This is a genomic window from Rahnella bruchi (genome assembly GCF_003614975.1).
GTDB lineage: Bacteria > Pseudomonadota > Gammaproteobacteria > Enterobacterales > Enterobacteriaceae > Rahnella > Rahnella bruchi.
The window spans coordinates 22,356-43,779 of the sequence record NZ_QZWI01000004.1; the positions used below are offsets into that span (position 1 = coordinate 22,356).

A 21,424-nucleotide genomic window follows, 5' to 3' on the forward strand; every position below is an offset into this window, starting at 1 on the left:
AATGGAAATCTTTGTAGCGATCACCCCGCAGGCAGGTATGGCCTGATGCGTTTGTTCATTGCGGAAAAACCCAGCCTTGCCCGCGCCATTGCGGATGTCCTGCCCAAACCTCATCGCCGGGGCGATGGTTATATTGCCTGTGGCAACGATCAGGTCGTGACTTGGTGCGTCGGCCACTTACTTGAACAGGCGCAGCCCGATGCCTATGACAGCCGCTTTGCGCGCTGGTCGCTGGCCGATTTGCCGATCATTCCTGAAAAGTGGCAGCTTCAGCCACGTTCTTCCGTCGCCAAACAACTCAATGTCATTAAACGTCTGTTGCTTGAGGCGACGCAGGTCGTTCACGCCGGTGACCCGGATCGCGAAGGACAATTGCTGGTGGATGAAGTGCTGGATTATCTCGAACTTACGCCGGAAAAACGTCACGCCACCCAGCGCTGTCTGATTAACGATCTCAATCCGCAGGCCGTCGAGCGCGCCATTGACCGGCTGCGCGACAACCGTGATTTTATTCCGCTGTGCGTTTCCGCACTGGCCCGCGCCCGCGCTGACTGGCTCTACGGCATCAACATGACCCGCGCTTACACCATTCTTGGCCGCAACGCCGGATACAATGGCGTACTGTCTGTTGGCCGCGTACAAACGCCGGTGCTTGGGCTGGTGGTGCGCCGCGACGAAGATATCGAAAACTTCATCGCGAAAGATTTCTTTGAAGTGAAAGCACATATCGTCACGCCTGCCGAAGAGCGTTTTGTGGCGCTGTGGCAACCGAGTGATTCCTGCGAGCCGTACCAGGACGAAGAGGGGCGTTTGTTGCATCGTCCGTTGGCTGATCACGTGGTGGCGCGCATTGCCGGACAACCGGCGATGGTCACCGGCTATAATGATAAACGCGAGAATGATATTGCGCCGCTGCCATTTTCGCTTTCCACATTGCAGATTGAAGGCTCCAAAGCCTTTGGTCTGAGTGCCCAGCAAATTCTTGATATCTGTCAAAAATTGTATGAAACGCACAAATTGATTACGTATCCTCGTTCGGATAGCCGATACCTGCCAGAGGAGCATTTTGCCGGTCGTCATTCGGTCATCAATGCCATTAGCGTTCACCGCCCGGATCTGATGCCGCAACCGGTCCTGGATACCGATATACGCAACCGCTGCTGGGACGACAAAAAGGTCGATGCGCACCATGCGATTATCCCGACGGCACGCAGCAGCAATGTGAATCTGACCGACGATGAACGCAAGATTTATGGCCTGGTGGCGCGTCAGTATCTGATGCAATTTTGCCCGGATGCGGTGTACCGCAAATGCGTTATCGATCTGGATATCGCAGGCGGTAAGTTTATCGCCAAGGCGCGTTTCCTGGCCGAAGCTGGCTGGCGTACTTTGCTGGGCAGTAAAGAACGCGACGAAGAAAATGAAGGCACGCCCTTGCCGGTGGTTGCCAAAGGTGACGAACTGTTATGTGAACGCGGGGAAGTGGTTGAACGCCAGACCCAGCCGCCGCGGCCTTTTACCGATGCCACACTGCTTTCTGCGATGACCGGGATCGCGCGTTTTGTACAGGATAAAGAACTGAAGAAAATCCTGCGTGCGACGGACGGTTTGGGCACAGAAGCAACGCGTGCAGGGATTATCGAACTGTTGTTCCGTCGTGAATTTTTGTACAAGAAAGGGCGCTATATCCATTCCAGCGATACCGGACGCGCACTGATCCATTCATTGCCGGACATTGCCGGGCGGCCAGATATGACCGCCGACTGGGAATCGACGCTGACGCGTATCAGTGAAAAAAGCTGCCGTTATCAGGATTTCATGCAACCGCTGGTCGTGACGTTGCAGAATCTCATCATGCAGGCCAAAACGAACCGGGTGTCTTCGGCATTTCGCAGTCTGCCTTCCAAACCGGCGGGCGCTGCGGCGAAAGGCAAAAGCGCTCCCAAACGCCGTAAAGCGAGCACTAAAGGGAAGGAAGCAAACAGTGATGAATAACGTATTGATGAAAAATGTGCTGATGGCGTTACTGGCCGGTTCCGTGATGCTGTCTGCACCGGCGATGGCGAACCGCAGCAATATCGGTAATGGCGCGGATGTCGTGGTCCCTCTGCCGCCGCAAATCTGGGAAAACAGCGGCAGCAGCAACAATAATAACAGCGCGCCGACCTGCCACAACTGCTGTATCTACAATAATCAGAGTTACAGCGAGGGCGCGGTGGTGACAGCGGACAGCGTGGTGTTGCAATGCTCACGCGATCCGAACGTGGTCGGCACTAATGAACTGAAATGGGAAGTGTTGAAGAAATAACGCTTCCTTGATGACGGATAGAAAAAAGGCGCGGACTGTTTCCAGTTCCGCGCCTTTTTTGTTTGTATTCACATGCTATGAGACGAATTTCGCCAGATAGGCTTCAATCAATGGAATATCTGCCGGTGCCAGATCAAACGACAGCACGTCGGCAGGCGATACCCAGCGGATTTCGGAGTGACACTGTAACGTAAGCGTTCCTGAAAATCCGCTGACCCGCCAGCCGTGCAGGCGAATCAGCCTGGCGGGTTGCTGTAATTCGCTGGTGGCGACAAAATCTTCCACCGTCGCCGCGATACCCATTTCTTCCTGCAATTCACGCATTAATGCGGCTGGCTGGCTTTCTCCGGCTTCCACTTTTCCCCCCGGAAATTCCCATAAACCGGCCTGATCGCTGGACGCATCCCGACGGGCGAGCAGCAATTTCCCCTCGTGTTCTATCATGGCGGCGACCACGTCAATCGTCTTCATGGTCATTATTTCAGGTCAAACGTCGCCCAGATTGGTGCGTGGTCAGAGGGCTTTTCCATCCCGCGGATATCGTAATCGATACCGGTTGCCGTGCAGCGTGTCGCCAGCGGCGTACTTGCCATGATCAGGTCAATACGCAGGCCACGGTTCTCATCAAAACCGCGTGAACGGTAATCAAACCACGAGAACTTATCGGCCGCTTCGGGGTTTGCCGCCCGGAAGGTGTCAATCAGACCCCAGCCTTTCAGGCGTTCCATCCATTCACGTTCTTCCGGCAAGAAGGAACATTTGCCGGTACGCAGCCAGCGTTTACGGCTGTCTTCGCCGATACCAATGTCCAGATCGGTCGGGCTAATATTCACGTCACCCATTACCACTACCGGATTATTCACGGATAAGCTGGTGGTCAGATAATCCTGCAAATCACGGTAAAACTTCTCTTTAGCCGGGAATTTGGTCGGATGGTCACGGCTTTCGCCCTGTGGGAAATAACCGTTAATCACGGTCAGAATGCCCTGTGGTGTTTCGATATCGGTCATGATGATCCGGCGCTGAGACTCTTCGTCGTCATCTGGGAAACCACGGCGTACAGCCACCGGTTCCTGCTTAGTCAGCATGGCAACGCCGTAATGGCCTTTCTGCCCGTGATAGAACACGTGATAACCGTACTGACTGACATCTTCCAGCGGGAACATGTCGTCGTGAACTTTAGTTTCCTGCAAACCGATAACGTCAGGCTGGTGCTGTTCGATAATTGCCGCAAGCTGATGAGGGCGGGCGCGCAATCCATTGATATTAAAGGAGACGAACTTCATAGTCGGGAACCATTTGGCGATGAAATCAGAAGCGCGATAGTAGCAGAAAAAGGGCGTAATGGCGAAATCGCGATGCAGGGATATGTGAGGCCGGCGGCCAGAATAAACGTCTGTAAAAGCAAAACGTCTGCCTGAAAATCATGGCAAATGGATTTCATTCGGAGAATTATTTTGTCAACTTTTCGTGACAGTCTCTTCTTCCCGTGTACATGAAAGAGTATTATGACTGCAGCGATTTCCGCACCGGCTGAAAAAGGTCAACACTGATGCGTCTGGAAGTTTTTTGCGAAGACCGCCTGGGTCTTACCCGTGAACTCCTCGATTTACTGGTTTTACGCAGTATTGATTTACGCGGTATCGAGATTGCCTCGATTGGCCGCATTTACCTGAATTTTTCCCAACTGGATTTTGACACTTTTCGCGCCCTGATGGCTGAAATTCGCCGTATCGACGGCGTGACAGATGTCCGTACCGTATCGTTCATGCCTTCCGAACGGGAGCATCGGGCGTTGCGCGCTTTACTGGTTTCCATGCCGGAACCGGTTTTTTCCATTGATATAAAAGGCAAAGTCGAGCAGGCCAACCCGGCGGCGATGGCGTTGTTTGAACTCGATGAAGATAAAATCCGCAATGCGACGGCGGCGAGTCTGATCACCAGTTACAACGTTACTCGCTGGCTGGAAAGCGACAATGCCCAGCCGCACACTGAACGTATTGTGATCCGCAGCCAGGATTTTCTGATGGATCTCACGCCAATCCATGTAGATGACGAGAACGAAAAAGGCGGGATTGCCGGTGCTGTCGTTATGCTCAAATCGGCTGCGCGCATGGGGCGCCAGTTGCAGGACTTAACAGTTAATGATGACAGCGAATTCGACCACATCGTTGCGGTCAGCACTAAAATGCGTCACTTACTGGATCAGGCACGTAAACTCGCGATGCTGGATGCGCCGCTGCTGATTGTCGGTGATACCGGCACCGGCAAAGATTTGCTGGCTCACGCCTGCCATGTGCGCAGCGCTCGCGGCAAAAAACCTTTCCTCGGCCTTAACTGTGCTTCGTTGCCGGACGACGTGGTAGAAAGTGAACTGTTCGGCTATGCCGCCGGGGCATATCCGAATGCGCTGGAGGGCAAAAAAGGCTTCTTCGAACAGGCGAACGGTGGTTCGGTGCTTCTCGATGAAATCGGTGAGATGTCGCCGAGAATGCAGATCAAACTGCTGCGTTTCCTCAATGACGGTACTTTCCGTCGCGTGGGTGAAGAGCACGAAGTGAAAGTGGATGTGCGCGTAATGTGCGCCACACAGAAAAACCTGGTGGAACTGGTGCAGCGCGGAGAATTCCGTGAGGATTTATATTATCGCCTTAACGTGCTGAGCCTGACGTTGCCTCCGCTGCGCGAGCGGCCAGCTGATGTGATGCCGCTGACCGAGCTGTTTGTGGCGCGCTTCTCCGATGAACAGGGCATGCCGCGACCGAAACTGTCGTCGCAACTGGCAAACTACCTGACGCATTACGGCTGGCCGGGTAACATCCGTCAGCTTAAAAATGCGATTTATCGCGCACTGACGCAGCTGGAAGGCGGCGAACTGCGTCCGCAGGATATCGTTCTTCCGGACTTTGACGCGGAAGTCACAATTGGTGAGGAAGCGCTGAACGGTTCACTTGACGATATCAGCAAACGTTTTGAACGTTCCGTGCTGACCCGTCTTTACCGTACTTATCCGAGTACGCGCAAACTGGCGAAACGTCTGGGCGTCTCGCATACGGCCATCGCCAATAAACTGCGGGAATACGGCCTCAGCAGCCGTCGCGGAGAAACCGGCGAAAGCGAAGAGTAATTTCTTCTGCGGGTTCGCCCCAATAAAAAAGCAACGGATTGCTCCGTTGCTTTTTTTTCATCTGTCGTCTGTAGAAGCAAAAAATTATTTCAGAACAGTCAGCGCAGATTCATAGTCAGGCTCGGTGGTGATTTCGTTCACCAGCTCGCTGTAAAGCACGTTGTCCTGACCATCCAGAACTACAACAGCACGGGCAGTCAAACCAGACAGCGCGCCATCGGTGATGCCCACGCCGTAGTCGGATTTGAAATCACCGCCACGCAGGGTAGACAGAGTGACGACGTTTGACAGGCCTTCCGCGCCACAAAAACGTGACTGTGCGAAGGGCAGATCAGCAGAAATACACAAAACAACTGTGTTCTCGATTTCGCCAGCCAGCTGGTTGAATTTACGCACTGATGTCGCGCAAACGCCGGTATCAATGCTTGGGAAAATGTTCAGGACTTTACGCTTGCCTGCGAAGCTGCTCAGGCTGACATCAGAAAGGTCTTTTGCGACCAGGCTGAAAGGCTTGGCGACGTCGCCTTTTTGTGGGATTTTGCCTGCAACGCTTACCGGGTTGCTCTGAAAGTGTACTGTCTGGGTCATGATTATTTCCTATGTCCATTGGAGTCAAACGGCTTTCAGTTTAGGGTAACAATTGTAGGTTGGATATATAATAATTGCTAAATAGTTGTATCCATTATGCATAACCAAAGGAACTGCTATGAGAAGTGTTCGCTTTTATCCGGAAGCCTGGCCGCTACATACGCCGTTCGTGATCTCCCGCGGAACCCGTACTGAAGCCCGCGTTGTGGCAGTTGAAATCGAAGAAAATGGCATTCGCGGTATTGGTGAATGCACGCCATATCCGCGTTATGACGAAAGCGAAAGCTCCGTAATGGCACAAATCGCCAGCGTGGTGACGGCCATTGAGCGGGGTGCCAGTCGCGAACAGTTGCAACATTTGTTGCCAGCCGGCGCTGCGCGAAACGCACTCGACTGCGCACTGTGGAATTTGGAATCTCAGACCCGCGGCCTCAGTTTGTGGCAACTGACCGATACCCAGCCTCTGGCGTTGGTCAGCATGGCGCAGACGGTCAGCATCGGTACTCCTGAGGAGATGGCTCAGGCTGCACTGGCGCTGCAAAAGCAGGGCGCGACGTTGCTGAAAATTAAACTCGACGACCGCCTGATCGCCGAAAGGCTGGTGGCTGTTCGCGCCGCCGTTCCGAATGCCTCGCTGATTGTCGATGCTAACGAAGCCTGGCAAAGCGACGGACTGGCTGCGCGTTGTCAGTTGCTGGCCGATTTAGGCATTCTGATGCTCGAACAACCGCTTCCGGCTGGGGAAGATTCCGCGCTGGAAAACTTCATTCATCCTCTGCCAATCTGCGCAGATGAAAGCTGTCATACCGTCGAAGGTTTGCCTGCACTGAAAAATCGCTATGACATGATCAACATTAAGCTGGATAAAACCGGCGGTCTGACCGGCGCACTCATGCTGGCGCAGGCTGCGCGTGAAACAGGGTTTGATATCATGCTCGGCTGTATGTTGTGTACATCGCGTGCCATTCGCGCCGCACTGGTGCTCACCGCAGACGCAAAATTTGTCGATCTCGACGGCCCGACCTGGCTGGCGCAGGATGTCGAACCAGCACTGAAGTTTCATTGCGGTGGCATTGATATCGCCGGTTCCGCCTGAATTTTATCTCCTGCTGCTGCGGTTTTGTGCGCGAAGGCAAATCTGTAGCGATTTCTTATAGGGGATTGCGGCAGGTAATGATAAAACTCCTGAATGTTTCAGGGCGTAGCCCTTTGTCCGTTCAGGAGAATTTATGCCGCAGGGAAAATCATTTCCGCTTTTATCCTATTCCGTATGCGCTGCGCTGGTAGCTCTGACCCTTGGTCAGGCTATCGCCGCTCAGGTTCCCGCCGGTACGCAACTCGCTGCAAAACAGGAAATTGTCCGCCACATTAAAGATGAACCCGCTTCACTGGATCCGTCCAGGGTAGTCGGTTTGCCTGAGGCACAGGTTGCCCGCGATTTATTCGAAGGCCTGGTGAATCAGGACGCGACCGGTAAAAGCGTGCCGGGTGTTGCCGAAAGCTGGCAAAACCAGAACAATCAGGTATTCCTTTTCACCCTGCGCAAAGATGCCAGATGGTCGAATGGGGATCCGGTCACGGCGCAGGATTTTGTCTACAGCTGGCGGCGTCTGGTCGATCCGAAAGGTTCCACGACCGGTGCCTGGTTTGCCGCACTGGCCGGAATTGCTAACGCAGATGCCATCATCGCCGGAAAAATGCCCGTCGATAAACTGGGCGTAACCGCCGTCAGCCCGACACTTTTGCGCGTCACGCTGGATAAACCGGTGCCGTATTTTGTTAGTCTGCTGGCGAATTTCAGCCTGTTCCCGGTGCATCAAGCGACGGTTGAAAAGTTTGGCAATGACTGGACCAAACCGGGCAATCTGGTGGGCAACGGCGCGTATGTGCTGAAAGACCGTGTAGTGAACGAAAAACTGGTGCTGGTGCCAAATCCGCATTACTGGGACCACGCGCATACTGTGCTAACCAAAGTGACTTTCGTGCCGATCAACAAAGAGTCCAACGCCACTAAACGCTATCTGGCCAACGATATTGATATCACCGAATCATTCCCGAAAGATCAGTACAAAATGCTGATGCATGATTTGCCGGGACAGGTTTATACGCCATATCAGCTCGGCACTTATTATTACGCTTTCAATACCCGTCGCGCGCCGACCGACGACGCGCGTGTGCGCCAGGCACTCTCCCTGAGTATCGACCGTAAAATCATCGCCGAAAAAGTGCTGGGCACCGGCGAAAAACCAGCGTGGCGTTTCACCCCTGATGTCACCAACGGTTTCAAACCGGTCGAAAGCGAGTTGCAACAGTATTCACAGGAAGAACTGAATGCACAGGCGAAAAGCCTGCTGGCGGCGGCAGGTTACGGCCCGTCAAAACCGCTGCATCTGACGCTGCTGTACAACACGTCTGAAAGCCATCAGAAGATTGCCATTGCGGTGGCCTCGATGTGGAAAAAGACCCTGGGTGCGGATGTGAAACTGGTGAATCAGGAGTGGAAAACGTACATCGACAGCCGTAACACCGGCAATTTTGATGTGATTCGCGCTTCCTGGATCGGCGATTACAACGAAGCTTCGACATTCCTGTCGCTGCTGACTTCGACGCATAACGGTAATATCAGCAAATTCAGCAGTGCGGAATATGACAAAGTGATTTCCGACGCCAGCCGTGAAACCAGCGAGGCGCGCCGCAATGATGATTACAACAAAGCTGAACAGATCATTGCCGGACAGGCACCGATTGCGCCGATTTATCAGTACACCAACGGGCGTTTGATAAAACCGTGGGTGAAAGGATACCCGATCACTAATCCTGAGGACGTGGCTTATAGTCAGGAAATGTACATTCTGAAGCATTGATATCTGGTAAAATCCAGCATAAAAAAGCGCCCGCTGCACTTAACAGCGGGCGCTTTTATTTTATCTCACCGCTCAGCGTTTACGGCTGAACAGACGAACCAGTAACGCGGCACCTGCGGCGATGGTCGCCAGCATCACCACGCCTGACCAACCACCGGCTTCCAGCGCTTTACTGCCCAAAGCCGCACCAGCCGACATGCCGATAAATACGACAGTGAACAGCAGGGCGTTCAGTCTGCCGCGTGCCGCAGGTTCAAGGCCGTAAACCAATGTCTGATGCGCAACCAGCGTGGCCTGAATACCTAAGTCAAAACCGATGGCACTCAGCACAATTAGCGCCAGCTGGGCATGTGGCGACAACAGCGGCAGCAGGAACATCGCCGCAAAAGACACCATTACCAGCGCTGAACCCATCTGAGTGACACGCTCCGGGCCTTTTTTATCCGCTAACGCACCTGCCAGCGGCGCGGCTAGTGCACCTGCGGCTCCTGCCAGCCCGAATGCACCGGCCACAGCACTGCCAAGATGGAACTGTTCGTTAAGCATAATTGCCAGCGTTGACCAGAAAGCACTGAACGCCACCGACAGTAAACCCTGAGCCAGTGCCGCATGGCGCAGCGTTTTGTAACTGTTCCACAAACCAAACATCGAATGCAGCAGACCGGCATAACTGATGCGCGTATCCGGCGTGAAGCGTGGCAGAACCCGCCACAGCGCCACGCCAATCAGCGCAACACTCAGCGCAGCCAGCTGATACATCACCCGCCAGCCGAAATACTCTGCCACAAAACCGCTTAACACCCGCGAGAGCAAAATCCCGACCAGCAGGCCGGTCATCACCGTGCCGACCGTTTTTCCGCGCTGCGCCGGCGGGGCAAGATGCGCTGATGCCGGGACGATATCCTGCGCCATTGTCGCACCAATACCGGTGATCAAACTGGCCACCAGCAGACCGTGAATGCCCGGCACAAATCCGCAGAGCAGCAGGGCGGCGGCCAGTAAAATACTTTTCAGCAGAATAATGGTACGGCGGTCATGACGGTCGCCCAGCGGAATGAGAAATAAAATGCCCAGCGCATATCCGGCCTGTGTCAGCGTCGGGATCAACCCGACCGATGTGGTGCTGGCGTTGAGATTTCCGCCCATAATGCCGAGCATCGGCTGACTGTAGTAAATCGAAGCGACGCTGAGCCCGGCACCGGCGGCCAGAGTAAAAATGATTTTGCCGGAAAGGGCTGAGTCGTTAACAGCGGTAGTACCAGAGAGTTCTGACATAACGTAATTTCCTGATGAATGAGTTCACGGGTGGTGCGCGTTGAAAGCATTCTTCACGGAATTGGTTATAAGTGGTAGCCTGCACAAAGGTAAAACAGTTATACGTGAGGCGTATGAGCATGCCCGTCCAGACCCCCATCACCAGCGGCATTGACCGGATCGATCTGATGCAGACTTTTGTGCGGATTGTTGAAAGTGGCAGCCTTTCCGCAGCCGCTGTGCAGCTGAGCACCAGCCAGCCGACGGTCAGCCGTCGTTTGCAGTCGCTCGAACGCCTGCTTGGCGCGAAACTGATCCTGCGCACCACGCATGCCATGAAGCTTACCGACGATGGTGAACGTTGCTATGAACAGGCAAAACTCGTGCTGGAACGCTGGGCGGCGCTGGAAGACCAACTGAGCGGCGCAGGGGATGCACCGGTTGGGATTTTACGGGTACGCGCGCCGCACGCGTTCGGGCAGGATCAGCTTATTGCGCCGTTAACCCGTTATTTGCAGCGATATCCGAATCTTTCGGTGGACTGGATGCTCAACGACCGCACGCCGGATTTTATCGCCGAAGATATCGATTGTGCGATTCAGGTCGGAAATGTGCCGGATCCATCAATGGTGGCCATCTTGCTGGCGGAAGTGCCGCGCATCGTGGTGGCGACACCGGAATTATTACAGCAAAATCCAGTCAGACGGGTCAGCGAACTGAAAGACTTGCCCTGGATTTCCCTGAGTACTTTTTATCGAAATGACGTCACGTTGCGCCACGATAATGACGGGCATATGGAAAGTTGTCCCATCGTGCCACGTCTGGCGACGGACAGTTTATACGCCGTACGTAAAGCCGCGCTGTCGGGATTAGGCGCGGGCATAGTTTCCGCATGGGTGGTGAAAGAAGACCTTGAAGCAGGGCGTTTGCAGCGCGTATTACCGGGCTGGAATGCTTTGCCGCTGCCGGTATATCTGGTGTATCCGTATTCCAGTTATTATCCGGCGCGGCTGCGGAAATTTCTTGAAATGATGCGCAGCGTCATGCCGGAACTGGCAGAAATGCAGGCACCGGGCGGATAGAAATATTCTGCTATATCGCGAAACATTAAACAGAGTTGCCTTAACACCTTTTTCCAAATCCGGTGGCATGATCTGGCAATGCATTCAGGTGCGTGAATTCACCCTGATCTGACTTTTTGAATTTCAGTGACTTAACGCTAGACTTAAAAAGATAACGCAGAAAAGCGAGGAATATCGTGGAAGTTATTAAGGGAAAAGAATTACAAGTTTCAGATGCGGTTTACGCCTTGCAGATGGACGGTCAGGGCGGGGTGAATAATATCAGCCCGCAATGCGTCGCCAGCGAAGAAAAGCCCTGCTGGCTGCATCTGGACTACACACTCCCCGCCAGTGAGCAGTGGATTAACAGCACGCCTGTGCTACCCGATACCGTGCGTCAGGCGCTGGCCGGTGACAGCGTTCGTCCAAAAGTGGTGCGTGTGGGGGAAGGTACGTTAATCACGCTGCGCAGTATCAACCTCAATGCGGATTCGCGCCCTGATCAGCTGGTCACTATTCGCGTTTATCTCACGGACAAAATGATCGTCTCTACGCGACACCGGAAAGTGTTCTCGATGGAGGAGATGCTCAGTGATATGAAATCCGGCAGCGGGCCGAAGAATACCGGCCGCTGGCTGGTGGAAATTTGCGATGCGCTGACCGATCAGACCAGTAATTTTATCGAAGATTTGCATGACAACATCATCGATATTGAAGATGACCTGATGGAACAGCAGGTGCCGGAGCGCGGTCAGATGGCGCTGCTGCGCAAACAACTCATCGTTTTACGCCGCTATATGGCGCCGCAGCGCGATGTGTTTTCCCGTCTGGCCAGCGAACGTCTGCCGTGGATGAATGACGATGATCGCCGTCTGATGCAGGAAATCTCCGATCGTCTGGGACGCGGGCTGGATGATCTCGATGCCAGCATTGCGCGTACAGCAGTGTTGTCGGATGAAATCAGCTCGCTGATGGCCGACTCCCTGAACCGTCGTACCTATACCATGTCGCTGCTGGCGATGGTTTTCCTGCCAGCGACATTCCTGACTGGCCTGTTTGGCGTTAACTTAGGCGGCATTCCGGGTAATACGTCACCGTTTGGTTTCGGGATTTTCTGTGCCTGTCTGGTGGCATTAGGTGGCGGCGTGGCGTTGTGGATGAAGAAAAGCCGGTGGTTATAAGTCGTTAACCTGCTGAAAAAAAGCAAAAAAAAAGCCGGTCATAAGACCGGCGTCGTTCGAATTAAATTGTGCTATGCATTAATTCTAAAAATTTGGAAATAAGACAATATGGAGCACAACGCCCATCGCTTGACGTTGCATTCACCTGCGAAATAGATACTGCACCGATTCCGCGATTCTAATGTTGATTTCGCTCAATCTTTTTGAGGTTTATCGCTCTGTGAAGAGCACTGTCAGGCACTTTTGCCGGGTTGCGCTCACTTTTGGACAAAACAGGAGTTTGCTTTGCATACCAGGGAAATGATTCTTCAGGCATATGAAAATACGAACCATAAAACGCTGAATGTTTGGCACGAGCATACGGGAACGGGAGTTGTCAGGACTGAACCTTTTTATCATCCGGATCGTCTGGCCATCACCAGCGGCAACCGCGCCGGGCCGTCGATGAGCGGATTACTGGCAGATATCACAAAGGCGGCGCAGGGCGATGCACTGGCTGATGTCGCGCCACCGGATGGCCTGCACTTTACCTTTTTTGCCGTCACGCAGGCGCTTTACGATCGGCCTAAAGATGCGGAAGATCTCGACGGGCTGATTGAAATTTTTAACCAGCACTGCCGTGGTCATATAATGCATATCAGCGATTTGCGACTGATTGCATTACCGGATCAGCTGCTGCTGGCCGGATTTCCTGATGAAGAAAGTTTACGTGTGCGGCAGGCACTGGTGGACCATCTCCTCACTACGCAGTGGGCGGGGAAAATACGTGAGCGATTTCCGAATACTGAGATCCCCCAAATTTTCTGGCACAGCACGCTTATGCGCTACAGTGCGCAATATTTACCGTCGGCTTTGCGGGAGTTCTTCCTGCACAACCAGCAGCAAAACTTTGGTTCACTCAGCCTGCCGGTGAAACTGGTCATGACCAATTACAACTGGACTGACACTTTTACGCTGGCCTGAAAATGAAAAAGCCCGCGTAAGCGGGCTTCTGAGATGCAGATACGGGCGTGGAAATTATTTAATTTCTAACACGTTCAGACGCTCAACCGGTGAAGTGGTTTCATCATCTTCCGGCTGCCAGCCAACAGGTTGCATCGGGATATCTTCACGGTCAAAAGCCAGATCTCCGCCGTCAATCACTTCGCCACCATGCTTAATCCCTTTGAAATCAAAAAGATTCATGTCATTCAGATGTGAAGGCACTACATTTTGCATCGCGCTGAACATGGTTTCGATACGGCCAGGGTATTTTTTGTCCCAGTCATTGAGCATGTCACCGATAACCTGACGCTGCAGGTTTGGCTGCGAGCCGCACAGGTTACAAGGGATGATCGGGTATTCACGCGCAATTGCGAAACGCTCGATGTCTTTCTCGCGGCAGTACGCCAGCGGACGGATCACAATGTGTTTGCCATCATCACTCATCAGTTTTGGTGGCATTCCTTTCAGCTTGCCGCCGTAGAACATATTGAGGAACAAGGTTTGCAGAATGTCATCGCGATGGTGACCCAGCGCAATTTTAGTACAACCCAGTTCACTGGCGGTGCGGTATAAAATCCCGCGACGCAGACGTGAGCACAGAGAGCAGGTTGTTTTACCTTCCGGAATTTTATCTTTAACGATGGAATAGGTGTCTTCGGTGACAATCTTGTATTCCACGCCAAGCGTTTCCAGATACTCCGGCAGAATATGCGCAGGGAACCCTGGTTGCTTCTGATCCAGGTTAACCGCAATAAGTGAGAAATTCACCGGTGCGCTTTGTTGCAGATTGCGCAAAATTTCCAGCATGGTGTAACTGTCTTTCCCGCCAGAAAGACAAACCATAATACGGTCACCTTCTTCGATCATGCCGAAATCAGCGATCGCTTTACCCACGTCACGGCGCAGGCGTTTTTGTAATTTATTCAGATTGTATTGCACACTTCTATTATCTGTTTGATTTTCTTGCATTTTAGTTAGCGCTTTATTCATTTAGGGGCACTGTAGGGGCACGGCCTACAATGCGAGTTTCTGGTTTAGCATGCTGATCTGCTCGCCATTCATTTCCTGAATCCAGGCTGAATAGATCTCATAGACCATCTGGGCAGTTTCATGACCCATCGGCGCGGCAATAAAAGAGGGATTAGCCCCCGCAGTTAACATCCAGCACGCGTAAGTGTGGCGCGTATGATACGGATTACGCCGCCGAATGTCAGCGCGTTTTATAGCGGATTAAGAAAGGGAAGGGTTTGGTGGTAAAAGGTGGCGGCAAATGACAACCTGCTGACCCACTTTACAGTCAGCACAGCAGGTATTGATACACTCACTTTCGCGATAATTATTTCGCGCAATACACTCTGGCTTCGCGAGGCGTGTATATGCCAAGCGTGACAACACGAAGCAGCACATCCATACCGGATTCCTGCACTTCTGTACGAACAACTTTATTTGCGCCGCCGCAGATTAGGGCTGCATCTATAGTGTGTTCCTGCCCGATGCCATTAACGAAGAAAGCTTGTTTGGTCACGTGGGCGGGCTGTACGGCGACATCATCGTGGATCTTAAATGTTTGCTGAGCACAACCTGACAATGCTGTTACTGCAAGAACCGCGATCATTATTTTTTTCATAATAACTCATATTGATAATAAAGAAGTGAAACCATAGTTTCTTTCTTGCAGGGGGCTTTACATATCCGACCACTCGTTATTTTTAGTTATTAAACTCTCTGGTTTACTTCGTGTTGAAGTATGTAATGAAGGGTGTTTTTATTTGTTGTTTTAAGGAATTTCTAAGGTTGCTGAAAGGTTAATAGCTGAATGATAAGCATTAAAATAAACGGCTTCAGAATATTAGATAGAAGCCGCTGACAATGAGTATTAAGATGCACAGATAATTATTCGCAATACCCACCTTTGTGGTGCGATCCTGTGCCTCCATGCGGGTGCTCGCCTTTAGGACATGCACTAACGGAGAGGCTCATCAAACCGAAAACGGTCACGAAGATAATTGCCAGTAATTTTTTCATTCTCATCCCTTAACTAATAAAATATATTTTTTATTACAGAGGTGATTGATTTACGTTAAATCAATCACCTCATAATTCAATTTACCGGCCATCAGTGTGAAATACCTTGCGAAAACGCAATAATTTATAGGGAAACCGTATAATTTAATAAAATGAATATTTTGAATTAGCAGGGTTTTTAATTGATGCTATTACTTCGGTAATAGAAAATAAATCGATATGCTGCACAGACGCTGGCAGCACGATGTTACTAACGCGGAAAATTAAGAAAATGAACGGTTAGGAATTTTCCCTAAATGCAATTTCTGCTAACCTGAGGGCCTGAACCAGATCTCATTGGAAACATCCGATGCTTTTAACCCTCGTTTATCGCAGCCACATCAGTGAACATGTAAAGTCTGCCTCACTGGCAGAAATGGTGTCGCAAGCCAATGTTAACAACGAACTTTTAAGCATTACCGGGATCCTGCTTTTTGACGGGATGCACTTCTTCCAGTTGCTGGAAGGGCCGGAAGAGGCAGTCGATGCCCTCTATGGTTCGATTTGTCAGGATCAACGGCATCACAACGTGGTTGTTCTCATGCGTGACTATGCGCCGTCCCGCCGCTTCGGCAATGTGGGGATGGAGCTTTTTGACCTGCGCCATCATAACGAAGATGTCGTGCTTCAGGCGGTTCTTGACAGAGGAACGTCTAAATACCGGCTCACTTATGAAGACCGGGCGCTTCAATTCTTATGCACTTTTGTGCAGGCGCGTGAGAAGGAAAATTACCTCGAAATTCTTCCGGCGGATTCCTGGTCTTTCATCGCCGGTGAGCCCCTGAAACCACAAGTAGAATTTATATTTCCTGAAATGCAGGACTACAATTTTGCCTTCCAGCCGATTGTAGACCCGCTGAGTCGCGAGATCATTTCTTATGAGGCGACAATCCGCGGGCCGGAAGGGGGTTCCGCGATGGAGTATTATTCCCGGCTCTCCGGAACCACAATTTATGAGGCAGATCTCAAGACTAAAAAACTGGCGTTTGCCATGGCGAAGCAAATGGGGATCAGCGACAAAACGCTTTCAATCAAACTCTTGCCTATGACGCTGGTGATGATGCCGGATGCGGTAGGATTTCTGGTCAATGAGATAATCGCCAGCGGACTGGTACCTGAACAAATTGTGGTGGCAATCACCGAGAACGGTGTCATCACGCGTGAAGATAAGTTTTCAACTGCGATGAAACATCTAAAAGCCTCGGGGATGCGTCTGGCGATTGATGATTTCGGTGCAGGCTCTGCGGGATTGTTACTGCTGACTCAATGCCAGCCCGACAAAATTATGATTGATCGCAATATGATTTGTGACATCCATGCCAGCGGACCGAAACAGGCCGTCGTTCAGGCCATCATCAGGTTCTGCTCTGCGTTAGAAATCTCAGTTATCGCGACGGGTGTTGAAAAACCGGAAGAGTGGATGTGGCTGGATGCGGCTGGGGTGTGTAATTTCCAGGGCGAGCTGTTTGCTGAGCCGAGACTGGAGGGAACGCCGGTGGTCACATGGCCGGAAGTCACCTATGAATATCAGTCAGGCCAGCAGGCTTTCTGAAAACATGCAGGATACGCATGAAGTTTAAACAAACGAGCGCGGCAAATGCTATTTGCCGCGCTCGTTTAATCATGCTTTGCTGCTTATTTATAAAATATCATCATCAGGGGTGCGGTAAACGACATATTCAAGTGCTGCCAGATAAACATCCTGCTTATCTGCATCACTTTCCTGCTCAATCTTCTGAATCAGATTAAGAATAATATCTTTATGAGTAACAACTTCTTTTTGTTTTTTTAAGTTTTTATAAAGACGGATGACTGTTTCGTTTTCCAACAGAAGCTCAGGGTCTTCTGCCAGAATATAATCAGCCAATGTGACAGGAGTATAAGACACGTCTTGCATTTTAATACCCTCCGCAGTTGTTACTGTTAATCGTTGATAAATTTCCGCGCCAGAAGTCAGTGACTGAGCACAAGACATTAATGATAAAGCGGGTGTTCTTTAAGGGTCAAAATCCTGAATCGTCAGGCGTCATGCCTACGACCATTTCCAGCGCGCCGCGCAGAATATCCAGCTGTACAACATCTGATGTGGTTTCAAGCTGATTAATCAGGTGCAGTATGATGGCCTTATTGGTCACCGTACCTTTATTCGCCAGAATAAGACGAATTGCGGCACCCAGAACTTCAGCTTCACTGGAATAGAGTTCGCTCACGTTAGAAAAATGTTTATAAATACCTGTTTGACTGACTGCGTCTGTCATCGACTGAGATTGATTTGATACAACCGAATCATTGTGGCTTACTGCGCATTCGTTTGATGTATCAATGTTTTTTCTGGTCATCGGACGGCCCTTCAGCATTGAAAAAGTGTCGTACATTGTCGACGTCCCGTACCTCATAACTGACACGCGCACGCTTATCAGCCTGATCGTGGCGCATCTCATTAATGATCTGCTCCAGGGCGCTTTTTCGATTTAAGTTGTCAGCGCTTACAGCCATAAACTGTAATTGCTTAATGAGTCTGTCGATTGATATTGGACTTTTCGATTTAAGTAAGGATATTACTGCCTCACCAATCAGTTTATCCGTTAATTTTTCTTCGTTGCTTCTATACATATTATCAGCCTCTGAATATATGCTGACCAATGGTCTTGGGCAGATTAACTTAAGGTTCAGAGTTATTACTTTATTCCGTTGGGAATTACGTCATTATCTCAACTGATTATGAATCACGCTCAAGAACCAGACGAATTAGCTTCATGTAATGCTTTTCCTCTTCTCCACTGCCTGCGGATTCAACACGATTCAAAAGTTTCGAACATAATGCTTTACGATTGAGATTTTTGCCTGCTTCCAGAATTTCAACCACAACGCGTCCCATTGTTTCCTCTCTAGAAAAACCCTGACTGTATATAGAAGGGGAGGCTTCTGGTGACATTCCATCGTGCTGGTTCTGACGCATGACATATCCTCATGTTAATGTGTGCGTAGTTAATGATTACTTGTGTGACTATAAAGTTATACAAGATGTCGAAAGTTGTACAGGTATTTTTAGGAATAAGTGACATGAATACAGATTATTCTTAATCGCGAACCGGTTGAATTGGGACGGTTTGTGACCGAAACCCTGATCTTACCTCGTCCGTTAAACAACATTCAGAAAACATTATGGTAAAGGTTGGGTAAAAAGAGGCAACTTTTTTCAAAAACTGCCGTTAAACAAAGAGTGACCTTTTTGGTGTTATCTGGAGCTAACGGTGGAAAATTCAAAAGTGGCCTTTGAGGAAGCCTGCCGCATGGTGGGCGAGTGCTGTCTTATGTTTGCGCAAAGCGGCCAGGAAATCAGCCGTGAGCGGGTCGCTCTGTGGCTGGATCGTGTTCAGGAAGAGGCGGTTGATGCCGTTGGCCAACCTAATGATGCACTGCAACTGGCTATCGAACGACTTAAAGGCCGGTGATTAAATGACCATGGAACTTCCGTTTATCCTATTTTCCAAAGCCTTCGGAAAGAGTGACTATACTTAATTAGCTAATCGTTAAGTCAGAACACCTTTCAGGAGGAAATGTATGAAGAGGAATAACCTAATCGCCGCATCGCTGGCTGCCGTCTCAATTTTATTTGTGGCTGGCTGTGCTTCGAACCAGGCTATTAAAACGACGGACGGAAAAACCATCGTGACGGACGGGAAACCTCAGGTAGATGACGATACAGGTCTGGTGTCCTATAAAAACGCGGAAACCGGTAAGACCGAACAGATTAATCGCGACCAGGTTAAAAACATGAGCGAACTGGATAACTGATTTATCCGGGAAACGTATCAAAGGAGAGGATCATGAATAGGACATTACTTTTACCATTAGCGGCAGTGTTATGTGTGGCGGCTTTGTCTGGCTGCACGCGCACCAGTTATGCCATCCAGACGAATGATGCGCGAACCATCATCAGTGACGGCAAACCAAAAGAAGCCGATTCCGGCTTGCTGGAATATACCGATGCCAACGGTGTAAAACAGCAGATCAGCAAAACTGAAGTGAAACAGGTTACAGAACTTCCGAAGTAAATCCGGTGCTCAATCATTTTTGTCTGACATTAAAACCCGCTGATAAGGCGGGTTTTTTATGACATCAATTGCGGGAAGCCGCTCTATCTCTGCGACGTCGCCACATTCCGCTTCAATGCTTTTTCGGCCTGTGCGGCTTTCATGCCTTTCTCCGCGCTGCGATGTAAAATCCAGCCGAAAAGCAGAATGGACAGGGCACACAGCAGGAACAGGATCCGCCCCCAGAGTGGGTTCGGCACCAGCACCATCAGAAGTAAACCTGCACCCATGTACATTGAAATCCGGCCGATTTTATCGCGCTGTAACCGGTCAAACTCATCCTGTTCGTGGTCGGCATACACCGGCGTGTCCATGTCGGTGAAAAATTTCTGGCGCTGGGCGTCTCTCGCTGATGCTTTTTCACGATAGAACAGTGTGGTAAGACAGAAGAACCCGCCGGTAAAGACCAGATGCGCAAAGATGTTCCACATAATTGCCACATCCAGCAGTTCACGTTTCGTCAGGGTGATGCCCAGAAGACGGGCGACATCCGGCGCGGTAAACAGATTTGCTACCACGTAAGACACGCATAAACCAAACAACACAGTGACCCACGCCGCCCAGTCCGGCGTTTTACGGATAAACACGCCGAGGAACAGCGGCACGACAATCGGTGCCTGCATCAGTGTGCCGACTTTCATCATCAGGTCGAACAGGCTGACGGTCTGCATGGTGTGCATGTATTGCGCGACTAAAATGACCAACACGCCGTTCACCACGCAGGCAATCTGACCGACGCGGAGCTGATATTTATCGCTGCGCTCGCTGTTGCGGTTAACGATAGGTGTCCAGAAACTGCGCACAAAAATCCCCGAATTACGGTTCAGCGCGCAATCCATCGAAGACATGGTGGCGGCGAACAATCCGGCCATCAGCAAACCAACGGTGCCCATCGGCATCGCGCGCTCGGCGAAAATCAGATACACCGCATCAGTGGCGTTTTTGCCCAGCTCCGGATGTGCGGTTGCCGCGTCAGGATAAAGTATCGCCACAGCCCACGGCGGAATGAACCAGATAATGGTACCGACCAGCATCAGTACCAGCGCAAACAGCGCCGCTTTTTTGGCATTGAAACTGTCTTTAGCATTAAGGAAACGGTAGGAGTCTTGCAGGTTATTAATGCTCTGCACGTTCTTGATAAAGAAGAACAGGAAACAGGCCACCAGCAGGGAAATATAATGCGGACCCACGTCCGGACCGGTGATGAAACCGGAAGGGAATTCCGTCACCAGTTTCACCGGCCCGCCGACTTTAAACAACGCCACAACGGCGCAGGCGATGGAAATAATCGCGACCACCAGCGTCTGCACGAAATCACTCGCCACCACGCCCCACGCGCCGCTCAGCAGCGAAATCACCAGCACCACGATGCCCGTCACCCATAATGTCAGCGTAATGTCGTGCTGGAATACTGCGCTGGCAAATACCGCCAGACTGTTCAGCCATACGCCCGCACTGAGGATGCTCAGGGGGATAATCATCCAGGTGAAAAATTGTTCGTTACCTTTACCGAAACGATGGTTAATCGCCTCTGTGGCAGTATCAACGCGTAGCTGGCGGAAGCGGGCGGCGAACCACCACCAGGCGAGCAGATAGCCGAACACGTTACCGGCAAAAACGCTGACCACGTTAAAACCGTACCGGTAAGCCTGACCGGCTGCGCCGGTAAACGTCCAGGCGCTGAACTGGATCATAAAGGCAGTCGCGCCGACCATCCACCAGAGCATTCGCCCGCCACCGCGAAAATAGTGGCTCGAGGAGCCGGACGCCATCTTTTTGAACGCATAACTGATGGCAATCATTAAGACGAAGTAACCGATCATGACCAGAACGTTGATATCCATTGTCGTGACTCTCTCGTTTGTAGGGTGAGATATTTTTGGTTATGTATTGAGC

At 51.1% G+C, this 21,424-nt stretch carries 23 protein-coding genes and 1 pseudogene; 12 read left to right on the plus strand and 12 right to left on the minus strand.

Annotated elements, in window-relative coordinates; translation table 11 throughout:
- The first annotated feature begins 45 nt into the window (after nt 1-45).
- Together D5398_RS09940 and D5398_RS09945 are read left to right on the plus strand one after the other, a co-directional pair.
- Nucleotides 46-1,995, plus strand: a complete 1,950-nt coding sequence (locus D5398_RS09940) for a DNA topoisomerase III (protein ID WP_162940749.1) — start codon at nt 46-48, stop codon at nt 1,993-1,995.
- Nucleotides 1,988-2,308, plus strand: coding sequence for a DUF1496 domain-containing protein (locus tag D5398_RS09945; protein WP_120507479.1), 321 nt, complete (start codon nt 1,988-1,990; stop codon nt 2,306-2,308). Before D5398_RS09940 ends, D5398_RS09945 begins: the two co-directional genes overlap by 8 nt.
- 75 nt (nt 2,309-2,383) lie before the next feature.
- On the opposite strand, the gene D5398_RS09950 is transcribed toward D5398_RS09945, so the two are convergent.
- Both D5398_RS09950 and xthA read right to left on the minus strand, forming a co-directional pair.
- Entirely contained in the window at nt 2,384-2,779 is a 396-nt protein-coding gene (locus D5398_RS09950) for a pyrimidine (deoxy)nucleoside triphosphate diphosphatase (RefSeq protein WP_120507698.1), read from the minus strand.
- A 5-nt stretch (nt 2,780-2,784) separates the two neighbouring features.
- Nucleotides 2,785-3,594, minus strand: a complete 810-nt coding sequence (xthA, locus tag D5398_RS09955; protein WP_120507480.1) for an exodeoxyribonuclease III — start codon at nt 3,592-3,594, stop codon at nt 2,785-2,787.
- Nucleotides 3,595-3,860: 266 nt separating this feature from the next.
- On the opposite strand from xthA, the gene tyrR reads away from it, so the two are divergent.
- Nucleotides 3,861-5,435, plus strand: coding sequence for a transcriptional regulator TyrR (gene tyrR / locus D5398_RS09960; protein ID WP_120507481.1), 1,575 nt, complete (start codon nt 3,861-3,863; stop codon nt 5,433-5,435).
- Between the two features lie 84 nt (nt 5,436-5,519).
- On the opposite strand, the gene tpx is transcribed toward tyrR, so the two are convergent.
- Nucleotides 5,520-6,023 (minus strand): thiol peroxidase, encoded by a 504-nt coding sequence (tpx, locus tag D5398_RS09965; RefSeq protein ID WP_120507482.1) that lies wholly within the window; start codon nt 6,021-6,023, stop codon nt 5,520-5,522.
- 118 nt (nt 6,024-6,141) lie between these two features.
- On the opposite strand from tpx, the gene ycjG reads away from it, so the two are divergent.
- Both ycjG and D5398_RS09975 read left to right on the plus strand, forming a co-directional pair.
- On the plus strand, nt 6,142-7,119 hold the full coding sequence (ycjG, locus tag D5398_RS09970; RefSeq protein ID WP_120507483.1) for an L-Ala-D/L-Glu epimerase: 978 nt from the start codon (nt 6,142-6,144) through the stop codon (nt 7,117-7,119).
- Between the two features lie 133 nt (nt 7,120-7,252).
- Complete coding sequence (locus D5398_RS09975) at nt 7,253-8,887, plus strand: ABC transporter substrate-binding protein (RefSeq protein WP_120507484.1); 1,635 nt, start codon at nt 7,253-7,255, stop codon at nt 8,885-8,887.
- A gap of 72 nt (nt 8,888-8,959) precedes the next feature.
- On the opposite strand, the gene D5398_RS09980 is transcribed toward D5398_RS09975, so the two are convergent.
- A complete protein-coding gene (locus D5398_RS09980) occupies nt 8,960-10,162 on the minus strand; it encodes an MFS transporter (RefSeq protein ID WP_120507485.1) in 1,203 nt (400 codons plus the stop codon).
- Nucleotides 10,163-10,281: 119 nt separating this feature from the next.
- On the opposite strand from D5398_RS09980, the gene D5398_RS09985 reads away from it, so the two are divergent.
- The 3 genes from D5398_RS09985 (at nt 10,282) to D5398_RS09995 (ending at nt 13,346) form a co-directional block, all read left to right on the plus strand.
- Nucleotides 10,282-11,223, plus strand: a complete 942-nt coding sequence (locus tag D5398_RS09985) for a LysR family transcriptional regulator (protein ID WP_120507486.1) — start codon at nt 10,282-10,284, stop codon at nt 11,221-11,223.
- Between the two features lie 176 nt (nt 11,224-11,399).
- Nucleotides 11,400-12,383, plus strand: coding sequence for a zinc transporter ZntB (gene zntB, locus D5398_RS09990; protein ID WP_120507487.1), 984 nt, complete (start codon nt 11,400-11,402; stop codon nt 12,381-12,383).
- 285 nt (nt 12,384-12,668) lie between these two features.
- Nucleotides 12,669-13,346, plus strand: coding sequence for a hypothetical protein (locus tag D5398_RS09995; protein WP_120507488.1), 678 nt, complete (start codon nt 12,669-12,671; stop codon nt 13,344-13,346).
- 54 nt (nt 13,347-13,400) lie between these two features.
- On the opposite strand, the gene ttcA is transcribed toward D5398_RS09995, so the two are convergent.
- The 3 genes and pseudogenes from ttcA to D5398_RS10010 form a co-directional block, all read right to left on the minus strand.
- Nucleotides 13,401-14,336: a tRNA 2-thiocytidine(32) synthetase TtcA gene (gene ttcA, locus D5398_RS10000; protein ID WP_120507489.1), complete on the minus strand. Its 936-nt coding sequence runs from the start codon at nt 14,334-14,336 to the stop codon at nt 13,401-13,403.
- A gap of 45 nt (nt 14,337-14,381) precedes the next feature.
- Nucleotides 14,382-14,597: pseudogene (locus D5398_RS10005) on the minus strand (tyrosine-type recombinase/integrase); the annotation flags it as partial.
- 106 nt (nt 14,598-14,703) lie between these two features.
- A complete protein-coding gene (locus tag D5398_RS10010) occupies nt 14,704-14,994 on the minus strand; it encodes a Bor family protein (RefSeq protein WP_120507491.1) in 291 nt (96 codons plus the stop codon).
- Between the two features lie 747 nt (nt 14,995-15,741).
- Between D5398_RS10010 and D5398_RS10015 the strand changes: the two genes are divergently transcribed.
- Entirely contained in the window at nt 15,742-16,983 is a 1,242-nt protein-coding gene (locus tag D5398_RS10015; protein WP_120507492.1) for a diguanylate phosphodiesterase, read from the plus strand.
- An 87-nt stretch (nt 16,984-17,070) separates the two neighbouring features.
- On the opposite strand, the gene D5398_RS10020 is transcribed toward D5398_RS10015, so the two are convergent.
- The 4 genes from D5398_RS10020 to ycgZ all read right to left on the minus strand — a co-directional run bounded on the left by D5398_RS10020 (nt 17,071) and on the right by ycgZ (nt 18,390).
- On the minus strand, nt 17,071-17,328 hold the full coding sequence (locus D5398_RS10020) for a biofilm development regulator YmgB/AriR family protein (RefSeq protein WP_120507493.1): 258 nt from the start codon (nt 17,326-17,328) through the stop codon (nt 17,071-17,073).
- Between the two features lie 106 nt (nt 17,329-17,434).
- Nucleotides 17,435-17,770 carry a biofilm/acid-resistance regulator YmgB/AriR gene (locus tag D5398_RS10025; RefSeq protein WP_244216742.1) on the minus strand — a complete coding sequence of 112 codons (336 nt, stop codon included), beginning with the start codon at nt 17,768-17,770 and terminating at the stop codon, nt 17,435-17,437.
- Nucleotides 17,751-18,044, minus strand: a complete 294-nt coding sequence (locus D5398_RS10030; protein ID WP_120507495.1) for a hypothetical protein — start codon at nt 18,042-18,044, stop codon at nt 17,751-17,753. Before D5398_RS10030 ends, D5398_RS10025 begins: the two co-directional genes overlap by 20 nt.
- A gap of 106 nt (nt 18,045-18,150) precedes the next feature.
- The gene (gene ycgZ / locus D5398_RS10035) at nt 18,151-18,390 is read right to left on the minus strand and encodes a regulatory protein YcgZ (RefSeq protein ID WP_120507496.1); all 240 of its coding nucleotides are present in this window, start codon (nt 18,388-18,390) and stop codon (nt 18,151-18,153) included.
- Nucleotides 18,391-18,685: 295 nt separating this feature from the next.
- Here ycgZ and D5398_RS10040 point away from each other — a divergent pair, with 295 nt between their 5' ends.
- The 3 genes from D5398_RS10040 (at nt 18,686) to D5398_RS10050 (ending at nt 19,489) form a co-directional block, all read left to right on the plus strand.
- Complete coding sequence (locus tag D5398_RS10040; RefSeq protein WP_244216743.1) at nt 18,686-18,886, plus strand: hypothetical protein; 201 nt, start codon at nt 18,686-18,688, stop codon at nt 18,884-18,886.
- A 109-nt stretch (nt 18,887-18,995) separates the two neighbouring features.
- Nucleotides 18,996-19,229: a YgdI/YgdR family lipoprotein gene (locus D5398_RS10045; protein WP_120133004.1), complete on the plus strand. Its 234-nt coding sequence runs from the start codon at nt 18,996-18,998 to the stop codon at nt 19,227-19,229.
- A 32-nt stretch (nt 19,230-19,261) separates the two neighbouring features.
- Nucleotides 19,262-19,489 (plus strand): YgdI/YgdR family lipoprotein, encoded by a 228-nt coding sequence (locus D5398_RS10050; RefSeq protein ID WP_112290154.1) that lies wholly within the window; start codon nt 19,262-19,264, stop codon nt 19,487-19,489.
- Between the two features lie 83 nt (nt 19,490-19,572).
- On the opposite strand, the gene D5398_RS10055 is transcribed toward D5398_RS10050, so the two are convergent.
- Nucleotides 19,573-21,372: a sodium:solute symporter family transporter gene (locus D5398_RS10055; protein ID WP_120507497.1), complete on the minus strand. Its 1,800-nt coding sequence runs from the start codon at nt 21,370-21,372 to the stop codon at nt 19,573-19,575.
- Between the last annotated feature and the right edge of the window lie 52 nt (nt 21,373-21,424).